Below are 18604 nucleotides of genomic sequence, written 5' to 3'. Positions count from 1 at the left end.
GCTAACAAAATGTATCCAAATTAAAAAGTCAGATATTAAATGATTGAAGTTAACTGTCAGTCAAAACGGTAGATATCCATTCCCAAAGCGCCCATCGTAAAACTGCTATGCACAATACTGAAACGGTTGCCGGTACCCATAGCAAAGAACAGTGGAGCAAAGTGTTCCAGCGTTGGGTGATTACGTTTTAACTGAGGAATAGACTGCCAGTCCAGAACGGCATCAAAATCGCTATGGGTTAATTTATTGGCTACATAGTTACGGAAGGTCGATGCCCATTCCGGAACTTCATCGCTATTTCCCTGCCAGGACAATTCACGCAAATTATGGGTAATGCTCCCTGACCCGATCAGGAAAACCTGCTGCTCACGAAGTGACGCCAACGTCTGGCCAATCTTGTAAATCTCTTCTGCACTCATCGACATCGGTAAAGAAATTTCAACCACAGGAATATCTGCTTCCGGATACATATGTAAGAGCGGCATCCAGACGCCATGGTCACGCGGACGGGTGCTGTTGGCATGTGCAGAGAAACCGGCATTGGCCAATAAGCCCAAGACTTGCTCAGCCAGCTCTGGATTGCCGGGAGCTGGGTAGCGTAACTCATACAACTTAGGTGGAAAGCCACGGAAGTCATGCCAGGTTTCAGGACGGATACCTGTATTGACTTCCAGAGCTTCACTTTCCCAATGTGCCGACATAACAATAATGGCAGTTGGTCGTGGCAGATTCAGGCTTAAACGGTGCAATGCCGGGCCAACCTGCTCAGGATTGAGTGCGAGCATGGGAGAACCATGAGAAATAAATAAGCCGGGCAAAGTCTGTAAGTTCATAAGTCAAACCACATTAGTTCAATGTTTTAATCATGCAATAAAAAGGGAAGCAAAGGCAGGGGTGATTATTCAACAAAACGTTGCATAATCAGAACGCATCAACAGATCAGCCTGCACGGTGATAAGGATGATTATGGTTGATGCTCATAGCGCGATACAGTTGTTCAATCAGCATTACACGGACTAGCGGATGTGGCAAGGTGAGTTTAGACAAGGACCAATGCCAGGCTGCTGCTTTTCGGACTGCTTCAGAATGGCCATCTGGCCCACCAATCGCCAAGGCAATATCATGACCTTCCAGCATCCAGCCTTTCATGGTTTCAGCCAGTTTTTCTGTACTAAACTCACGGCCACCGACTTCCAGTGCAATCAGGACTTCATTCTGTTTTAAGGCATTTAAAATACTGTCACCTTCAATATTCCGGTATTTCAGAATATCGGCTTCAGAATCGTTTTTGCCCCGTTTCGCCATTGGTAATTCAACCACCTGAGTCTGTACAAAAGGCTGAATACGCTTGAAATAGTCTTCAAAGCCTGTCAGCACCCAAGCCGGCATTTTCTGGCCAATGGTTAAGATACGGATTTTCATAGAACTGGATCAATAATTAGATACTTCATTATAACGATCAAACAACACGAAGTTGAGCTAGGGAAACAAATTGAAATTGAAATCATGAATTTAATGTTGCTTTAATATCCATGATTCAAGTATCCGCTTGATAATAAAGGAATGGATAATAAGAAATGCGGACCAGTCTCATTATTAAAAGATATTGCACTTTTCTACTAATTATTCTCGGTTTAACCAGTTCAGTCATGAGCTTTGCTGCGCCTGCAAATTTTTCCTCCAAGCAGGCTCAGCCGGAACATCTGGAACTATTTATCAAACAGATTATCAGTGTGGACGAATACCGGAATTTTAAAAATACCAGTGAATTAAACCGGGTTTCAGCCTGGCTCAAAGAACAGATGCGTCTACTGGGTATTCCATGTCAGTTCCAAAACTATATTGTAAATAGCCTAAGCTATAGAAATGTGGTGTGTCAGTTGAATACCAAAGCCAAAACCAAACTGGTCATTGGCGCGCATTATGATGTCTTTAGTGATCTGTATGGAGCAGATAACAATGCTTCCGGTGTGGCAGGGGTACTGGAAACAGCCCGATTGCTGGCCTTACAAAAGTCAAAAATCAAACATAATATCGAGTTCGCTTTCTATACACTGGAGGAGCCACCATATTTCAAGACTGAACATATGGGAAGCTATCTACATGCCAAAGCATTAAAGACCCAGAAAAAGAAAGTGAAAGGTGTCATTATTCTGGATTCTATTGGCTATTATGATGAAAATCTAGTGCAGACCTATCCGACAGGTCTGAAATGGATCTATCCACGGCATGGAAACTTTATTGCTGTGATTGGACATTTGGCATCAGCCGGTTTGACAGGAGATTACTGTACGTCCATGCAACGTTTCAAGCGGCTGGACTGTCAGCGTTTTGTCAGTCCGACATTCGCTCAGGACATGAATTTCTCTGGTTATCTGAATTATGCCAAGTTTAACTATTCAACTATGCTGATTACAGACACAGCGCATTATCGTAATCCTTACTACAATACCGAGCAGGATACCTTCGATAAACTGGATCTGACCAAGATGACTCAGGTCGTGAATGGTTTGGTTGATATGGTGGTTCGCCTTTGATTATCTTCGCTCAGATACAAAAACACCCTGCCAGAGCAGGGTGTTTTTCGAAGCCTTTAGGTCTTAATGACGTGCAGCTTTAGCTTCTTCGCTCGCTTTTACAATCGGTGGTTTGACCAGTGCTTTCGGCATATCAATCAAAGCCAGAGGTAAAATCTCATCAATCGATTTCACAGCTTTGATTTCTAGGCCTTCTTTTACATTCTCAGGAATTTCCGCAAGGTCGCGAACGTTTTCCTGTGGAATGAACACCAGTTTAATGCCACCACGGTGCGCAGCAAGCAGTTTCTCTTTCAGACCACCGATACGCATTGCACGGCCACTTAAGCTGGTTTCACCTGTCATCGCAATATCTGGACGAATCGCAATACCGGTGAATGCAGACACTAGGGCAGTGGTCAGGGCCAAACCTGCAGATGGACCATCTTTCGGAGTCGCACCTTCTGGTAAATGCACGTGCACATCAGTTTCTTCAAAGCGGGAAGCTTCGATGCCTAACTCAGCCGCACGGGTACGAACGACAGTCATGGCAGCGGTAATCGATTCTTTCATTACATCACCAAGTGAACCGGTGGTAATGAATTTCCCTTTACCGGGTACTGCCGCAACTTCAATAGTCAGTAACTCACCACCCACTGAAGTCCAAGCCAAGCCATTCACACGGCCGATTTGAGCTTCTTCTTCCGCCATACCGTAGTCAAATTTATGTGGACCCAAGTAATCTGGAAGATTACCCGCATTCACTTCAACCTGAAGATTCTTAGCTTTCTTGCTAACCGCTTCTTTCACTACCTTACGTGCAATTTTAGACACTTCACGTTCAAGGTTACGAACACCGGCTTCACGAGTATAACGACGCACGATGTCACGAATCGCTTCTTCATGCACAGTCAACTCTTTAGCACGTAAACCATTGTTCTTAATTGCTTTAGGAACAAGGTAACGGTCAGCAATGTTAACTTTCTCTTCTTCGGTATAACCAGGCAGACGAATCACTTCCATACGGTCCAGCAGGGCCTCAGGAATATTCATGCTGTTGGCAGTACAGATGAACATCACTTCTGACAGGTCAAGGTCCAGATCAAGATAGTGATCGTTGAACTTGTTGTTCTGTGATGGATCAAGTACTTCAAGCATCGCAGAAGCTGGATCACCACGGTAGTCTTGAGCCATCTTGTCGATCTCATCGAGCAAGAACAGCGGGTTTTTCACGCCAACTTTGGTCAATGACTGCACGATCTTACCTGGCATCGCACCAATGTAGGTACGACGGTGACCACGGATTTCAGCTTCATCACGTACACCACCGAGGGCCATACGGACAAACTCACGACCAGTCGCTTTGGCAATCGATTCACCTAGTGAAGTTTTACCTACACCAGGAGGACCGACCAGACACAGGATTGGACCGCGTAATTTTTTCACGCGAGACTGAACCGCTAGGTATTCCACAATACGGTCTTTGACGTCGTCCAGACCATAGTGATCGGCATCCAGTATTTCCTGAGCTTTGTTCAGGTTAATGCTAACTTTGCTGGCTTTGTTCCAAGGGGTATCCAGAATCACTTCCAGATAGTTACGAACTACTGCAGCTTCGCTAGATGCCGGTTGCATTGCTTTGAGCTTACGGAACTCAGATTCCGCTTTCTTACGCACATGCTCAGGCAGATCAGCTTCAGCCAGACGTTTTTCGATTTCCGCAACGTCATCTTCCGCACCGCCATTCATATCGGAAAGCTCGCGCTGAATGACTTTCATTTTTTCATTCAGGAAGTATTCGCGCTGATTCTTTTCCATCTGGCGTTTAACAGAATCATGCAAAGTCTGTTCAATCTGCTGTTCTTCAGACTGTTGCAATAAATACGTCATCAACTCAGTTAAATGTGCATCGAACTCGTCGTATTCCAGGAATTTCTGTTTCACTTCGATATTCAAAGGAACACGGGTCGCTACGAAGAATAACAGTTGCAGCAAGTCTTCGATTTTATTCGCAGCTGCAATCAGCTCACGAGCATTACGAAGTTTTGCTTCAGCATACTGAGCGAACAGGGCACGCAGCTCCTGCAAGCGCGTAGCTTGAGTTGTTTCATCGACTGATACAGTCATTGGGCTAAGTTCATGCTCAGCAGTCAAATACTCATTTTCATCAATGATGGTTTTGAGCTTGGCACGATACAGTCCTTCAATCAGGACTTTAATACAGTTTTCATCATTTTCGTGATTCACAACTTGCACAATCTTCGCGACAGTACCGTATTGATATAAGTTGTCGTGATCAATTTCTTCTGTAAGCGAATCTTTTTGCGCAACTACAAATACTAGATTGTCACTGTTACGAGCCACATCAACTGCATTGATCGATTTTTCACGACCGACAAATAGCGCAATTTGCATGTGTGGGTACACCACCACATCACGTAGCGCCAAAAGTGGTAATACACTTGGAACCTGAGGCTCTAAGGTTTCTTGATTCATAATAATTTCAGACATGGGCACTCCTAATGAGTGACAACGGTGTTGCCATGTTTTTAATAGTGATGGGTAATTTAAAAATTACAAGGGCTATAGCGACTAAATTGTATAAAAAATGACTAATTATGTGATTTTAAAGTACTTATGTATTTGGAAATACATCATTTAACGCTTAAAGCGTTGTAAAAGTGTAGGCGTAAGCAGAGCGTCTAAAGGCTGATCCCATGTTTCTCGGACTAAAGGCTGTGGCACACGCTGAAAGTCATGCGCCAGTCCAAGGCGAAAAGGACGACGCGCTGCTGTTGCCAGCGTACGATCATAGTAGCCACCGCCCATACCAATCCGGGTACCATATTGATCACAGGCTAATAATGGCATTACCAATAGATCCAGTTTTGAGACATGCAAGCCACGAGTTGCCATGGGTTCACGCATTCCCAACCGATGATGAGCAAAACGTTGGGAACGATATTGATTCTGACTAATTTCTACCCATGTGAGCTGCTGGTTCATATTGCAAATATTGGGGAGATAAACCCGTTTATGATGCTTAAAGCAGTATTCAATCAGCGCCTGAGTCCGAACCTCACCGAAAGCATCCAGATAAACCCCCACAGATTTGCTTGCATGAAATTCTGGCAAAGTCCGAATCATATTCAGGATACGTTGTTGAGTTTGTTTCTGAGTAAATCGAGAGAGTTGACGGCGCTGTTTACGCAGCTGTTTGCGAAGTTCGGAAAGATTCATCGTCGTCATAAATATGGTCTTCAGGATTATAGGGTATTAGAATTAATAAATTAGATTAATAAAATGCCATAACTTAAATAGAGGGTAGCAACATAGCGAGTATTATAGGCATCTGTATGAATTTTTGATTAAATTTTAAAAATAATAAAACATTAATGGTGAATTGCTTGATTTGTAATTAGATTTAGTCAACTTTTTAAAAGACGAAAAGGGTACGGGTATAGGACGCTAAACCAGGAAAAATGCAATAAATTTGAGATTTAGAAAAGAAGAAAAATAATGAAATATTTTGAGAAAAATAGAAGCACTCCGAGGATGCCGCTGCATGTCATTACCCTTGAACCCTAAAGTTCAAGGTGGACGAGACGCATACTTGCTGGGTTTCCCATACCGGATGGGCATACACTCTAAATATGCAGAACTCAATCCTAAGATTTAAATATCGGCTCAGGGGAATCTGACCCGCTGGCGAACATCTCAGAGTTAGACTAAGTATAAACGATAATGCTGATGTGGCAACTCTATGCTGTTCGTGAACTGTAAACAGTTTAGTCAAACGACCGAAGTTTAAACAAAAAACTCGATTATTCAGTTAGTTCTTCAACTTCTTCCAAAATAGTTTGTAACAAACGTTCGCAGTGCGCATATTGTTGCAGGGATTTATTCATCGTCAATACTTCCTGCATCAGTTCCAGTGCCACCATAATGATCAGTTTACTTGGTTCCATACGAGGTGCTTTACGGCGAAATTCATCGTATTTTTCATTGAGTAATTGCGCTGCACGCTGTAGTTCATCCTGCTGATCCGCAGTGGAGGCCAGACGGAAACTGTGACCCAATACCTTTAAGTCGATTGCGATTTGTTCACTCATGATGAAGCTTCCTCAGTCACTTCAGTAGGATGGGCCAATTGCTGAATTTCCTGTGCATTTTGGTCTTGGGCCGTTCCCAAAATCGCCAGACGTTGAATAATGGCTTCAACTTTAGCCTTGGCATTTTCATTTTTCTGGGTAAGGCGTTCAGATTCCTGATTCAGGCGCTGAATTTCCTGCTGGGCATGACGCTGTTCCAGCAATAACTTTTCTTTCAGCACACGTAATTCATTGCGTTCAGCCAGAATTTCCTGAAAACGGTTCTTTAGATCAGTACAACTTTTTTCCAGACGGCTATAACGATCTGCCAGTGCTGTAGCATCCTGGTTTAAATGCTGAAACTGGTTACGTGATTCTGTCAGTTGCTGATTGAGGTTCTGGATTTCTTGTTGTTTTTGCGCAATAAAGCTATTTTTTTGTTCAATTTGAGTTTCATGTTGCACGCTTGAAGCCTCTTGCTTCTCCCGTAAACTGGTATTCTCACTTTCAAGTTGTGCAAGTCGCGTTTTTAAAACGCCAATATGCACTTGTAGACGCTGTAATTCTTCTAACATATCGAGGTCGCACAGTGTTGCAAACAAAGGTAATATATAAAGCAGTATAGAGATTGGATAAACGAATGCAAGACGATATTTCAGGTTGGTCAGAATGGTACCGCAATTTTTCTTCAATTGAAGAAATTTCTAGCCCAAGCGAACTGCATGGTTTGCTTACTGGAATTGTCTGTGTCACTCAGGCACCTTCAAGTGATGAATGGGTACAGATTTTAGAAACGCTAGATGTTCCTGAACTGAATCCTGAAGCATTAGAATTGTTAACGGGTGAGGCAGAAGACATATTTCATGCGCTGTCTGAAGATGAACTGGATTATCTGCCATTACTACCAGATGATGAGCATAGCTTGGCTGAACGCGTTCAGGCACTGGCTGACTGGTGTGCAGGTGTAGTGCTTGGTTTCGGTCTGGCCTCAGGTCATATCCGTAATGATGAAATGGAACTGATTGAACATTTACAAGATGTTGCAGCAGTCGAGTTTGAAGATTCTGATGACGATGCCGAAGGCGAAGAAAGCTATCAGGAGCTGTATGAGTTTGTTCGTCTGATTCCGGTAAGTCTGTCCGTCGGTCGTAAAAAAGTAGAGGTTGAAGAAACACCTTTATTGCAGAAATTCACGCAAAAAGCACCAGCTCCAGCTTCTGCGACTGAAGCGCAATCTGTAGTTGAAATTTTCTCGCCGAAACGTCCGAGTTAAGTTCAAGCGGTTCTAAACACAAATTAAAAAACGGTTCTGAAAACCGGCATATTTTTTGCTGATTCTTCTCATGAAGATGATAGTAAATTAATCTAACCTATTTTCAGGACCAAATTTTAAATAACAGTAGCAATTGATAAGAAGTAAGGTGTAATGAAGAAACTGACTCAAGCCGATTTTCAGGAACGTCGTGACATCCTCGCAGGGGAAATGGGATTACGTAGTATCGCGATTATTGCCACCAGCCCGGTCGCCCTGCGTAACCGCGATGCAGATTATAAATACCGGGCGGACAGCAGTTTCTTTTACCTGACCGGATTTGCTGAGCCTGAAGCAGTTGCAGTAATTGAAACTTTTGATACTGAAGAAGAAGGTTATACCTATAGTCTGTTCTGCCGTGAACGTGATCGCGAAATGGAAATCTGGAACGGTTACCGTGCTGGAGTGGATGGCGCCGTTGACGATTATGAAGCGGACGAAGCTTATGCGATTGATCTACTGGATGAGGAAATTCTCACCAAACTTCAGAACAAAGATAAACTTTTCTACAGGATTGGTCAAAATGCCGAATTTGATGCACGTGTAGCTAAATGGATTGCAACAGCCAGTGGTGAAAGCCGCCGTGGTAATTCTGCACCGGCACAGATCATGCAGCTGGATCGTATCGTTGATGAAATGCGTCTTCATAAAGATGAAAATGAAATTGAACTGATGCAGCTTGCATCAGATATTTCTGCAGAAGCGCATACATTGGCTATGCAGAAAGTTCGTCCAGGCATGATGGAATATGCTTTAGAAGCTGAACTGAATTATGTCTTTGGTAAAAATGGCTGTGTACCATCCTACAACAGTATTGTTGGTGGCGGTGAAAATGCCTGTATTCTGCATTATGTGGAAAATGACAAAGAACTGAAAGATGGTGATCTGGTTCTGATTGATGCTGCCTGTGAATATCAGTTTTATGCTTCGGACATTACCCGTACGTTCCCGGTGAATGGTAAATTCAGCCCGGAACAAAAAGCTTTATATAATGTCGTATTGGATGCACAGATTGCTGCGATCAATGCAGTTCAAATCGGGAATTCTTATAAAGAGCCGCATAATGTGGCAGTTCGCATTCTGGTTCAAGGTTTACTTGATCTTGGGATTATGCAGGGGAAGATTGACGAAATTATCCAGACTGAAAGTTTCCGCCAGTTCTATATGCACGGTACTGGGCATTGGCTCGGTATGGATGTACATGATGTAGGTACATATAAAGCTAACGGTGAATGGCGTGCATATGAAGAAGGTATGGTCGTGACCGTTGAGCCAGGTCTTTATATTGCGCCAGATGATGAAACTGTAGATGTTAAATGGCGTGGTATCGGAATCCGGATTGAAGATGATGTGATTGCTACCAAAAATGGCCCACTAGTGCTAACTGCAAAAGTTGTGAAAACCGTGGAAGATATTGAAGCCTTAATGGCCAAAGCCCATGCTGCTTAAATGAAAGATATAAAAAAGCCGGTGATCTCACCGGCTTTTTTATATAGTAGAAAGTTAAAAATGTAATCGTGAATGATAGTAATTTTTTAATTTATTGATATTAAAATGAATATTTATAAAATTTTAAGAAAAAATGGATTAATTTCTTAGGCAATAAGTTATCCAATAGCTAGATAGAACAAAGATACTATCGAGAAACATGCAAGACTTTTACTTACGTTAATCGCGACTTATTCAAATAAAATTAACTTTGTTAAAATTGAGAATTATAAGATGACAGGAATTCAACACAGCAATTGAGTTTTTAGCATCAAAGCAACATCTTAATTCCGATTTCGTTCTCATACTTGACCTGTTCCTTAAATAAACTCAAAGAAGAGCAGGAGAAAAATGATGAGACTAAATACGCTTGACTGGATTGCTTATGCTTTCTTTAGCGATTATTGGTGGCATCAACTGAGGTCTGGTTGGTGCGTTTAACTTTGATTTAGTCGCTGCCATCTTTGGTGAAATGAGTGCACTATCTCGAATTATCTATGTATTGGTTGGTTTGTCTGCCTTGTATCTGATCTATACTGGTACAAAATTGGGTCGACGTGATGTACATCATGAGTCTCAAGCTCGAGTAGTACGTTAACTGACTAAAAGTTAATTGAAGTCATTGATATTTTTTTTAATTAACTGATTTCTATAACAGATTAGTTAATCTAAAAGATATAAAGGACATTTAACAGAAACGGAGCTTAAGCTCCGTTTTCCATTTCTAAATTAGTCAACCTAGATAAAATTTTAAATCGATAAAAACCGTATAAAGTGATCAAAAAATATCTATAAGTTTTTTCTATCTACCGGATAAAAATACCTAAAGAAATTAAATGGTTCTTTGCCTAATTTAATTAACCTTTTTTCTAAAACCAGATAAGTAATAGAACCTGCTAAGATCGAAGAGGTAATAAGTATAGAACTAAATAGGTAAGGATTTAATATATTGAGCTTATTTAAAACCATAGCGACTGGGCTTAAAGTAAAAGGGTGAATCAAATATAAAGAGTAAGATGAATCTCCAAGATGATTAAAGAATCTTAAAATTAGTGATTTAGTTTCTGTGATTAAGTCTTCTAAAGCTACGCATCCAACAAAAATGAAAAACATTGGGATCCCGATTTTTAATGATCTCAAGGTGATGAAATCAGGTAGTTTATAAAAGTTTTGATAGGCTAATAGGGAAGCACCGACAAGAATCATAAATGTAGACATTAATCGGGAAAGACTAGTATTTTTTATAATGATAAATGCCAGAACGCCTAAAGCGAATTCAAGCAAAAGATTATGGGTTAAAAACATCAGAAATTCAGATTTTGGTTGGAGTATTAAACCTATAGCCACAACAACTGAAAAATATAGAATGATAAAAAGATATTTATATAAGTCTTTTAATAAAAAAATCAGGAAAAAAGAAAATATAAAATAATAATAAAATTCGTAGCTTAAAGTCCATCCATTATTAATTAAAAATTTACTGCCATTCGGAATTAAAAAGAAGGATTCGAAAATTCCTGTTTCACCACCGGATGAATTTATAAGATTTGGAGAAATGAGAAATACAATTAAAGCAAAAAAACTGAGAACCCAATAAAGAGGAATGATTCGGATGAATCGGTTTCTCATGAAATTTAGAAAATTAACTTTTTTATTATATGTTGTATAACACATAATAAAGCCAGAGATGATGAAAAATAAATCAACGCCAGAACCGCCTATGTGATACCACTGGAGCGTATCAACATTGTATTGTTGTCCTTTAAAGGAGGTATGGCTTATAACTACCATTAAGGCAGCAATCCCCCTAAGAAATTGCACTGAATAAAGCATAGTTATTATTTTATTAAAGTATTTAATTTAAACTACCATACTCAATGTTTGTCTAACAAATATACCTAGTGAAAGACCGTGAATATTACCGATTATTTAATCTAAAATTATTATGGTTATTTTTATATAAAAGTAGCCTATTTTATAGGAATCCAATTGTTTGCTAGAGTATTTTAAATAAATGAAAATTGAATTTTTTATTAATTATTATTATTTATTAGTCGGCTTAAAATATGTTTCAAAATTTTAATAAAAAGTAAAAGTGCTCAACCTAATAAAAGAAATTCCAGAAACCATTGATGAATCAATTCAAAGATCACCTATATATTATCTTCTTCACACCAAAATTTGGGAATTTTCTATACATAAATGAAAGATATATTTAGCAGTAATTGCTAAGATTTCTGTTTGGAAACCTCAGTATTATGTTCAAATTTTAATCATTAGATAATAAAAAACCCCGGCATCCTACCGGGGTTCTTCGTATTGGTTAGCTTGGTATAACTCCTGTCGTACCTTACCGTCCTTGTGCTTATCTATTGTTATTCTTATGTGGAACTCCCTGTTCCTGATGAAATCATCATATGAAAATTCATTTAACTAAAATAGGGGTTAAGAACTTGAATAGCTGTAAGTCAAAGAGTACACAATTGATTATTAAATAGGCATGTTTTTTGTATCATTTAGAAATTAAAAACAATTACCCTTTAAAAATATTTTGAGAAAAGAGAAGAAGAATGTACATACTTAATAAGTTGCTTGAGCTCGACTTAGACTGTCGTTTCTAAATTGAACAGCGCGACTTTAATCCGTTCCTTCATCTTTGCTATCGCATTCGTAGCACTTGCACTATTGATCGAGAACAAATCACTGATTTACATTTTTGCTGGCTTGCTGATGTTCTGGCAAAGATAACTGGTACTCAAATTACATGAGCATTTAGAAAGTAAAAAACTGATACTTGATAGCAGATCTCAAATAGCAAAATTTTGAAGATTTTTAATATAGAAATATTTGGAAAATGCATATTAAAAGCAAGTGACTGAATTTATATAAAAATTCATTTTATTTTTCAAGTTATTTTACTATTTGATAAATTATTTTGTATCTGATCATAGAAATTTTTATAAAATCAGTTATATATATTAAACAGAAAAATATTGAGTAATGTACATAATCTAAAATATTGAGGTAGACAATGAGCGACGCAAGACTTTTATATGTTAGTAAGTTGTACGACTGCGAAGATCCAATGAATGATCTATTCAATATTCTTACAGAAGCGTTGAATTTCAATTCACGTAATGCGATTTTTGGGGCTCTGTATTATGGAAATGGTTACTTTGTTCAATGTCTGGAAGGAGATAGGAACAAGATTGAAGATCTGTTCTATAAAAAAATCTTGAAAGATCCTCGACATAAAAATTGTGAAGTTCTGTATTTTGAAGATGTAAATGATCGACTCTTCTCAGACTGGCATATGAAATATGCCAATATCCATCAGGATATTCTTGGATTCTTTGCCGAACATAATTTGGATGAATTCAATCCTTATACCTTGAATGCCGAGACCATTCCTCAATTTATTCAGATATTGGCAAGTTTGAATGACCATGCCTATACATTGAAAGCAAGTTAATCCTTACATCATCATGCGATATAAGCTTTAGTCCTGTATCGCATGATTTTTTAAAATGAGTATTTACTTTAAATAAGTTAAATAAAAAATATTTTATAAATTCAAAAATATAAATATTGTTAATTCAAAAAAATATATCCAGATCTCATCCTTATCATTTCATACCAAGCCAAGCTTTTAAACCTAATAATCAGTGCAAAATTCTTCTACTTTTCATCAGGTAGCCGACACTTCGGTATTTTGAAAATTTAAGTAGGACGTTCAGTTGAGCTATAAATTAACCACAAGCAGACTTCGCTTCGAAACCGCTACCTAATTTATTATAAAAAAGAAATTTTTTAGGCTAATATAAAATTCATCATGATTATAAGTATCTATGTATATAGGTACGCCATTGAAAGGATTACAGCATGCAACAAGAAGTCATCATTGTCGGTGGTGGTATGGTCGGCCTGAGTCTCGCGCTGATGTTGGCGAAAACCAATATTGCAGTCAAGCTTTTGGAAGCAATCAAATATCCAGATTATGATGATGTAAATCTTGCACCCTATCATTCCAGTTTTGATGCGCGTAATAGTGCCTTGTCACGCCGTAGTGTACAGATTTATCAGGAACTTGGGCTTTGGGATGCCTTACAGGAACATGCAACGCCGATTCTTGAAGTGAATATCACTGAGCAGGGCAGTTTTGGTAAGGCGCGCTTAATTGCAGAACAGGAAAAAGTCGAAAGTTTTGGTCAGGTCATTGAAAATGCCTGGCTAGGTCGTGTACTGCTAACTCAAGTCAAAAAAGAACCTTTAATTGAACTGATTGATGGGGTTCAGGTAAGTTCTCTGACTCAAGATGCTGAGTTTGCTTATCTTGAAGCACAACGTGGCGATGCTTTATTGAAACTTCAATCTAAAGTGGTGATTGCTGCTGATGGGCGTGATTCTTTCTGTCGTAAAGCGCTCGGTATTGGGGCTTCAGAGCATGACTATGATCAGGTCGCCATTGTCACTACCGTTCAAACTTCTAAACCACATAATCATGTTGGCTTTGAACGCTTTAGCCACCTAGGACCTTTAGCCTTATTACCACTTCCAGGTGAATATCGTCGTTCTGTGGTCTGGCCTGTGAAGAAAGGAACGGAAGGAGAATGGCTGGGTGAAGAAAATGACCAGCATTTCCTGAATGCCTTACAAGAAACCTATGGCGATCGTGCCGGTAAATTCCAGAAAACAGGTAAGCGCTTCAGTTTTCCATTGTCCCAAGTATTAGCAGAGAAACAGGCTGTGGGCCGTGTGGTCTTGATGGGTAATGCTGCACATACGATTCATCCAGTAGCGGGTCAGGGTTTTAACCTGTGTATGCGAGATGCGCATGTATTGGTGCGCTACCTGAAAGAGCAGCAGTCACAAGGCGCAGACTTAGGTGATGCAGCGGTATTACAGGACTATGAGAAATCCCGTTTGAATGACCAGCAAAGAGTGATCAAGTTCTGTGATTCAGTCGTACGTGGTTTTAGTAACCAGAATCCATTCTTGAAACTGATCCGCAATACCGGACTGATTGCTTTTGATACTATTCCTGGTATCAAGCCACTGGTCGCTAACTATGCCATGGGGTTAAAAGCATGAGTCTGAATCCAAGTTCTGATGTATTAGATGTCGTGATTGTTGGTGGCGGTCTGGTAGGCGGTCTAACGGCTTTATTACTCGCTCAAGGTGGTGTGCAAGCAACTGTGCTGGATGCTGCGCCTATTCTGGATGCAGACAAAACTTTAAGCGTAGCCAATCCGCGGGTTTTGGCTCTAAGTCAGGCGACTATTCATTTATTAAAAACTGTGGGTGTGTGGGACAAACTTGCACGCCAGCAGCCATATACTGGAATGCAGGTCTGGAATAAAAATGGCTACGGTGAAATTAACTTTGGTCATTCTTCAGAAAGAACACCTTCTGTAGAGCAGGCGCTAGGCTCAATGGTGGAACCTAGTATCCTGAATCTGGCCATTCAGCAAAAGATGCTTGAAGAGGTGCAAGATTACCGTACACAGGTCAAAGTTAGCCGGGTTGAACGTGGAGTAGATGTCTGGATCATTCATCTGGCAGATGGCACCCAGCTCAAAACCAAGCTGGTTATTGGTGCAGATGGCGCGAACTCCTTTGTGCGCGAGCAAGCCTTTATTGATATTGATGTACTGGACTATAAACAGGCTGGGATCAGCTGTGCGATTAAAACAGCCCAGCCACATCAGCATGTGGCCCGTCAGATTTTTCTGGAAACCGGTCCTTTGGCTTATCTGCCAATGGCAAGTCTTAAAGAAGAAGAGCAAGGCCACTGGCAATCCATAGTCTGGACATTACCTGATGATTATGCCGATGAATATGCAGCATTATCAGATGCTGAATTCACTCAGCTATTGACCCGTGAAAGCTATCATATGCTGGGTGAAGTGCTGGAAGCGACACCGCGGGCTAAATTCCCACTCAAAGCTCGTGCTGCACAGCAGTATGTACGAGATGGCTTGGCACTAATTGGTGACGCTGCGCATGTGATTCATCCGCTCGCTGGACAAGGGGTTAATATCGGCTGTCTGGATGCTGCTGTACTCTGTGATGTGTTGCTGCATGACAAAGCGCGTGGGGTATGGGCGCATGAACAGACCTTGAAACGTTATGAGCATCGCCGTAAAGGCCAGAATGATGCGATGATGCATAGCATGTCGGCGATTGGCTGGATGGAAACTACAGAGCTTTTCCCAGTGGTGTGGGCACGTAATTTCGGGCTGAAACAGGTCGAGCAACAGGCAGTCCTGAAAGATGCATTTATGGCTCAGGCGAATGGTTTAAGTTTACTCAAAGATACACGTTATTCAGCCTAGCGGCCGAATGTAAATTTTTTAAACAAACATCTATAAAGAGTAACCATTTTGTTTAAAAAAGATACGATTTTTTGAAAATTAGGGCTAGGCGAAGACCAAAGAGATTGCTAAATTTCAGTTAATTTAAAGCTTGGTTCAATAGATAAAAGCGAAGCCGTTTGTGGGGAGAGCAAAATGACAGATGTAAATGATTATGATGATGTAGAAGATCCTGTAATCGACGACGATGAAGCAAAAGCAGCAGAAAAAGGCGCTGCAAGTAGCGAAGAAGTTGTGAATGATACAGACGTATTAGAAGCTGAAACTTTGACTGTAACTGCTAAGCAGAAAAAACGTCAGGCACTTGAAGATGAAATTGCGGCTTTTCTGGCAAGCGGTGGCCGTATTACTGAAGTTCCAGCTGATGAATCCGTTGCAAGAGAATAATTGCACTCAATATTAGTAAATAAAAAAACACCACATTGATTGTGGTGTTTTTTATGGATAAAGAAAAATTAGTCGTTGGCTGAAGTCAGTTCCAGAGCACGTTGATAGGCAATTTTTTTCTTGATCCCGGTCAAATCTGCAGCGAGTTGTGAAGCTGCTTTGACAGACAGGTCCTGCAATAAACGCAGTAACAGCTTGTCCAGTTTTTCCTGATCCAGATCTTTCTCTTCGATAGAACCGCCAATCACCAGTACGATTTCACCTTTTTGCTGGTTATGGTCATTGGCAACAAATTCAACCAGTTCACCCAGTGTCATTTTCTTGATGGTTTCAAAGGTCTTGGTAATTTCACGGGCAAAACCGACAGGACGCTCTGCACCGAATACTGCTGCCAGATCTTTGACACATTCTAGAATGCGGTGTGGCGCTTCATAGAAAATTAAGGTCTGGGTTTCATCTTTCAGTTTTTCCAGAGTCAAGAGCCGCTGGCTTTGTTTAGACGGCAAAAAACCTTCAAAGCTGAAACGGTCACTCGGTAAACCTACTGCGCTTAAAGCGGCAATTGCAGCACATGCGCCCGGCACAGGAACCACACGAATATTATGTTCTTGCGCAGCACGGACAAACTTGAATCCTGGATCGCTAATCAGTGGTGTGCCTGCATCACTGATCAATGCCATATCTTCACCATTGAGCAGGCGTTGAATCAGCTGATCAATCTTGTTGCTTTCATTATGTTCATGACAGGCTGTCAAAGGTGTTTGAATATTAAAGTGTTTAAGTAATTGTGCAGAAGTTCGTGTATCCTCAGCTGCAATAAGACTCACCGATTTCAATACATTAATTGCACGATAACTAATATCATCTAAGTGCCCGATTGGAGTCGCAACAACAAATAACTGAGCACTCATAGGTTTCTCCATGTGGAATAAATCGAATAATAAAAAATGGAAGATTCAAAATAAAATTTTGAGCTTGGGGTTACTGGCCTGCGTCAGCAGCGTACAAGCGGAAGTGCTGATTATTCTACCTGAAACCGGCCCCTTGGCGCGAGCCGCTTCGAGTATCAAGCAAGGATTTCTCAGTGCGTATATGGCGTCCGGACAGAAAGTACCATTGAAATGGGTTAATTCAGACCAGAAAAAAATCTCTCAGCTACTCAAACAGCATGTCAGTAAAAAGACACAAATGGTGATTGGTCCTTTGGCACGTCAGGATGTAGAGCAGCTGGTGCAGTCTAAACCCAAGATTCGTACACTGAGTTTGAATGAAACTAGCCTCACGGCCCCAAATATCTGGCAATTTAGCCTGTCGAAAAAAGAAGATGCAGCTGCATTACAGAAGCAGATTGCGCTAGATGGGATTCAGCAACTGTTTGTGCTGCGTCAACCGGGCAGTGAGTCAGAACATGAACTATTGCTAATGTCACTACTTAGCCAGAGTGAGCTGCAACTGGAAATGATCGAGAAGCCGACATTTTTTCTGAAGAGCAAGCAGGGGATACTATTGCTTGGCAATGCAGACTGGCTGGAATCCTTACATGGTTTAGGACATAAACGGATTTATACAGTCGCAAATGCAATTAATGAACAGCATGTTCCGCCACGAGGCATCAAGTTCTGCGATGTACCGGTACTTTATTTTGCTAACTGGCCTGATGTGATGCAGGCTTATCATCAAGCACCGGTAAATATGTCCTATCAGCGCTTGATTGCTTTTGGTGGCGATGCCTGGCAAATCACCCAGTTTTATTTGAACAATAAAAGAATACGCAATATTGAATTCCAAGGTCGTACTGGAATGATTCGGGTATCGGATCAGGGCATACAACGTACGCCATCCTGTTTTCAGCAGAGTGCCAAAGGTCTCAAGGCACTATAAGGGTCAGCGATGCAGAAACGATTAGGTGCATGGGCAGAACAGCAAGCTGCCCAACTGATGCAGCAACAAGACTTTCAGCTCATTGCCAGAAACTGGCATAGCCGCTATGGTGAACTTGATCTGGTCATGCAGCGTGAGCAGGAACTGGTCTTTGTCGAAGTAAAAGCACGGGCTAAAACGGGTTATGCATTGGCTTATGAATCTGTTTCCTCTGCCAAGCAACGAAAAGTCCTACAAACGGCTGTATGTTTTATTCAAAAAAATCCACAGTTTGCACATTATTACTATCGTTTTGATGTGATTTGTTTTGATTTTAATCGGTATTTTGCAAAAACCATACAGCATGATTTTTCTCAATACCCTTATGATCTGCACTGGTTTGAAAATGCTTTTACTTTTGATCAAGAGTTTATTAATCTTTGAATAAAATAAGATCTGATGCGGCAGATAAAATTTGCAGCATCATGGGAAAGTTCAAGTATGATGAACAACATCTGGCCTTGAAAAAACAGATTATTATATTGAAATAAGACTGATTAAAATTAAGGAGTCTTG

Annotated in this window: 17 protein-coding genes, 1 other RNA gene and 1 pseudogene; 10 read left to right on the top strand and 9 right to left on the bottom strand. The window is 40.6% G+C overall.

The window, feature by feature from the left end:
- Window positions 1–56: 56 nt before the first annotated feature.
- Entirely contained in the window at window positions 57–833 is a 777-nt protein-coding gene (locus AC4MCD_RS10135) for a dioxygenase family protein (protein ID WP_491876021.1), read from the bottom strand.
- Between the two features lie 106 nt (window positions 834–939).
- Window positions 940–1422 carry a 23S rRNA (pseudouridine(1915)-N(3))-methyltransferase RlmH gene (gene rlmH, locus AC4MCD_RS10130; protein ID WP_004782895.1) on the bottom strand — a complete coding sequence of 161 codons (483 nt, stop codon included), beginning with the start codon at window positions 1420–1422 and terminating at the stop codon, window positions 940–942.
- A gap of 155 nt (window positions 1423–1577) precedes the next feature.
- Here rlmH and AC4MCD_RS10125 point away from each other — a divergent pair, with 155 nt between their 5' ends.
- A complete protein-coding gene (locus AC4MCD_RS10125; protein WP_491876020.1) occupies window positions 1578–2537 on the top strand; it encodes a M28 family peptidase in 960 nt (319 codons plus the stop codon).
- A 63-nt stretch (window positions 2538–2600) separates the two neighbouring features.
- On the opposite strand, the gene lon is transcribed toward AC4MCD_RS10125, so the two are convergent.
- The 5 genes from lon to AC4MCD_RS10100 all read right to left on the bottom strand — a co-directional run bounded on the left by lon (window position 2601) and on the right by AC4MCD_RS10100 (window position 7182).
- On the bottom strand, window positions 2601–5027 hold the full coding sequence (lon, locus tag AC4MCD_RS10120) for an endopeptidase La (protein WP_034703702.1): 2427 nt from the start codon (window positions 5025–5027) through the stop codon (window positions 2601–2603).
- Window positions 5028–5174: 147 nt separating this feature from the next.
- Window positions 5175–5756, bottom strand: a complete 582-nt coding sequence (locus AC4MCD_RS10115) for a 5-formyltetrahydrofolate cyclo-ligase (protein WP_262737935.1) — start codon at window positions 5754–5756, stop codon at window positions 5175–5177.
- A gap of 302 nt (window positions 5757–6058) precedes the next feature.
- A non-coding RNA gene (ssrS, locus tag AC4MCD_RS10110) (6S RNA) lies at window positions 6059–6243 on the bottom strand.
- 97 nt (window positions 6244–6340) lie between these two features.
- Window positions 6341–6628 carry a cell division protein ZapA gene (locus tag AC4MCD_RS10105; protein ID WP_005234746.1) on the bottom strand — a complete coding sequence of 96 codons (288 nt, stop codon included), beginning with the start codon at window positions 6626–6628 and terminating at the stop codon, window positions 6341–6343.
- Window positions 6625–7182, bottom strand: coding sequence for a hypothetical protein (locus AC4MCD_RS10100; protein ID WP_004782884.1), 558 nt, complete (start codon window positions 7180–7182; stop codon window positions 6625–6627). The genes AC4MCD_RS10105 and AC4MCD_RS10100 overlap by 4 nt, the downstream gene beginning before the upstream one ends.
- Before the next feature lie 65 nt (window positions 7183–7247).
- On the opposite strand from AC4MCD_RS10100, the gene AC4MCD_RS10095 reads away from it, so the two are divergent.
- From AC4MCD_RS10095 to AC4MCD_RS10085, 3 genes and pseudogenes are all read left to right on the top strand, one after another.
- On the top strand, window positions 7248–7880 hold the full coding sequence (locus AC4MCD_RS10095; protein WP_034170482.1) for a UPF0149 family protein: 633 nt from the start codon (window positions 7248–7250) through the stop codon (window positions 7878–7880).
- Window positions 7881–8033: 153 nt separating this feature from the next.
- Window positions 8034–9368 (top strand): Xaa-Pro aminopeptidase, encoded by a 1335-nt coding sequence (pepP, locus tag AC4MCD_RS10090; protein WP_491876019.1) that lies wholly within the window; start codon window positions 8034–8036, stop codon window positions 9366–9368.
- A 393-nt stretch (window positions 9369–9761) separates the two neighbouring features.
- Window positions 9762–10005: pseudogene (locus AC4MCD_RS10085) on the top strand (DUF378 domain-containing protein).
- Between the two features lie 191 nt (window positions 10006–10196).
- Here AC4MCD_RS10085 and AC4MCD_RS10080 read toward each other — a convergent pair.
- Window positions 10197–11198: an acyltransferase family protein gene (locus AC4MCD_RS10080; protein WP_491876018.1), complete on the bottom strand. Its 1002-nt coding sequence runs from the start codon at window positions 11196–11198 to the stop codon at window positions 10197–10199.
- 1240 nt (window positions 11199–12438) lie between these two features.
- Here AC4MCD_RS10080 and AC4MCD_RS10075 point away from each other — a divergent pair.
- The 4 genes from AC4MCD_RS10075 to AC4MCD_RS10060 all read left to right on the top strand — a co-directional run bounded on the left by AC4MCD_RS10075 (window position 12439) and on the right by AC4MCD_RS10060 (window position 16168).
- Window positions 12439–12879 carry a BLUF domain-containing protein gene (locus AC4MCD_RS10075; protein ID WP_004782875.1) on the top strand — a complete coding sequence of 147 codons (441 nt, stop codon included), beginning with the start codon at window positions 12439–12441 and terminating at the stop codon, window positions 12877–12879.
- Between the two features lie 410 nt (window positions 12880–13289).
- Window positions 13290–14498 (top strand): 2-octaprenyl-6-methoxyphenyl hydroxylase, encoded by a 1209-nt coding sequence (gene ubiH / locus AC4MCD_RS10070; RefSeq protein WP_034703738.1) that lies wholly within the window; start codon window positions 13290–13292, stop codon window positions 14496–14498.
- Window positions 14495–15742: an FAD-dependent monooxygenase gene (locus AC4MCD_RS10065; protein ID WP_491876017.1), complete on the top strand. Its 1248-nt coding sequence runs from the start codon at window positions 14495–14497 to the stop codon at window positions 15740–15742. Before ubiH ends, AC4MCD_RS10065 begins: the two co-directional genes overlap by 4 nt.
- Before the next feature lie 174 nt (window positions 15743–15916).
- Window positions 15917–16168 (top strand): hypothetical protein, encoded by a 252-nt coding sequence (locus AC4MCD_RS10060; RefSeq protein WP_004782870.1) that lies wholly within the window; start codon window positions 15917–15919, stop codon window positions 16166–16168.
- A 68-nt stretch (window positions 16169–16236) separates the two neighbouring features.
- Here AC4MCD_RS10060 and rsmI read toward each other — a convergent pair whose 3' ends face one another.
- Window positions 16237–17079: a 16S rRNA (cytidine(1402)-2'-O)-methyltransferase gene (gene rsmI / locus AC4MCD_RS10055; RefSeq protein ID WP_125278947.1), complete on the bottom strand. Its 843-nt coding sequence runs from the start codon at window positions 17077–17079 to the stop codon at window positions 16237–16239.
- A gap of 10 nt (window positions 17080–17089) precedes the next feature.
- Here rsmI and AC4MCD_RS10050 point away from each other — a divergent pair, with 10 nt between their 5' ends.
- Complete coding sequence (locus AC4MCD_RS10050; protein ID WP_491876016.1) at window positions 17090–18049, top strand: penicillin-binding protein activator; 960 nt, start codon at window positions 17090–17092, stop codon at window positions 18047–18049.
- Between the two features lie 9 nt (window positions 18050–18058).
- Window positions 18059–18472, top strand: coding sequence for a YraN family protein (locus AC4MCD_RS10045; protein ID WP_491876015.1), 414 nt, complete (start codon window positions 18059–18061; stop codon window positions 18470–18472).
- Window positions 18473–18604: the final 132 nt, after the last annotated feature.

This window comes from Acinetobacter sp. CAU_H_78, assembly GCF_058599365.1.
This window is presented reverse-complemented; position numbering and strand designations above follow the sequence as displayed.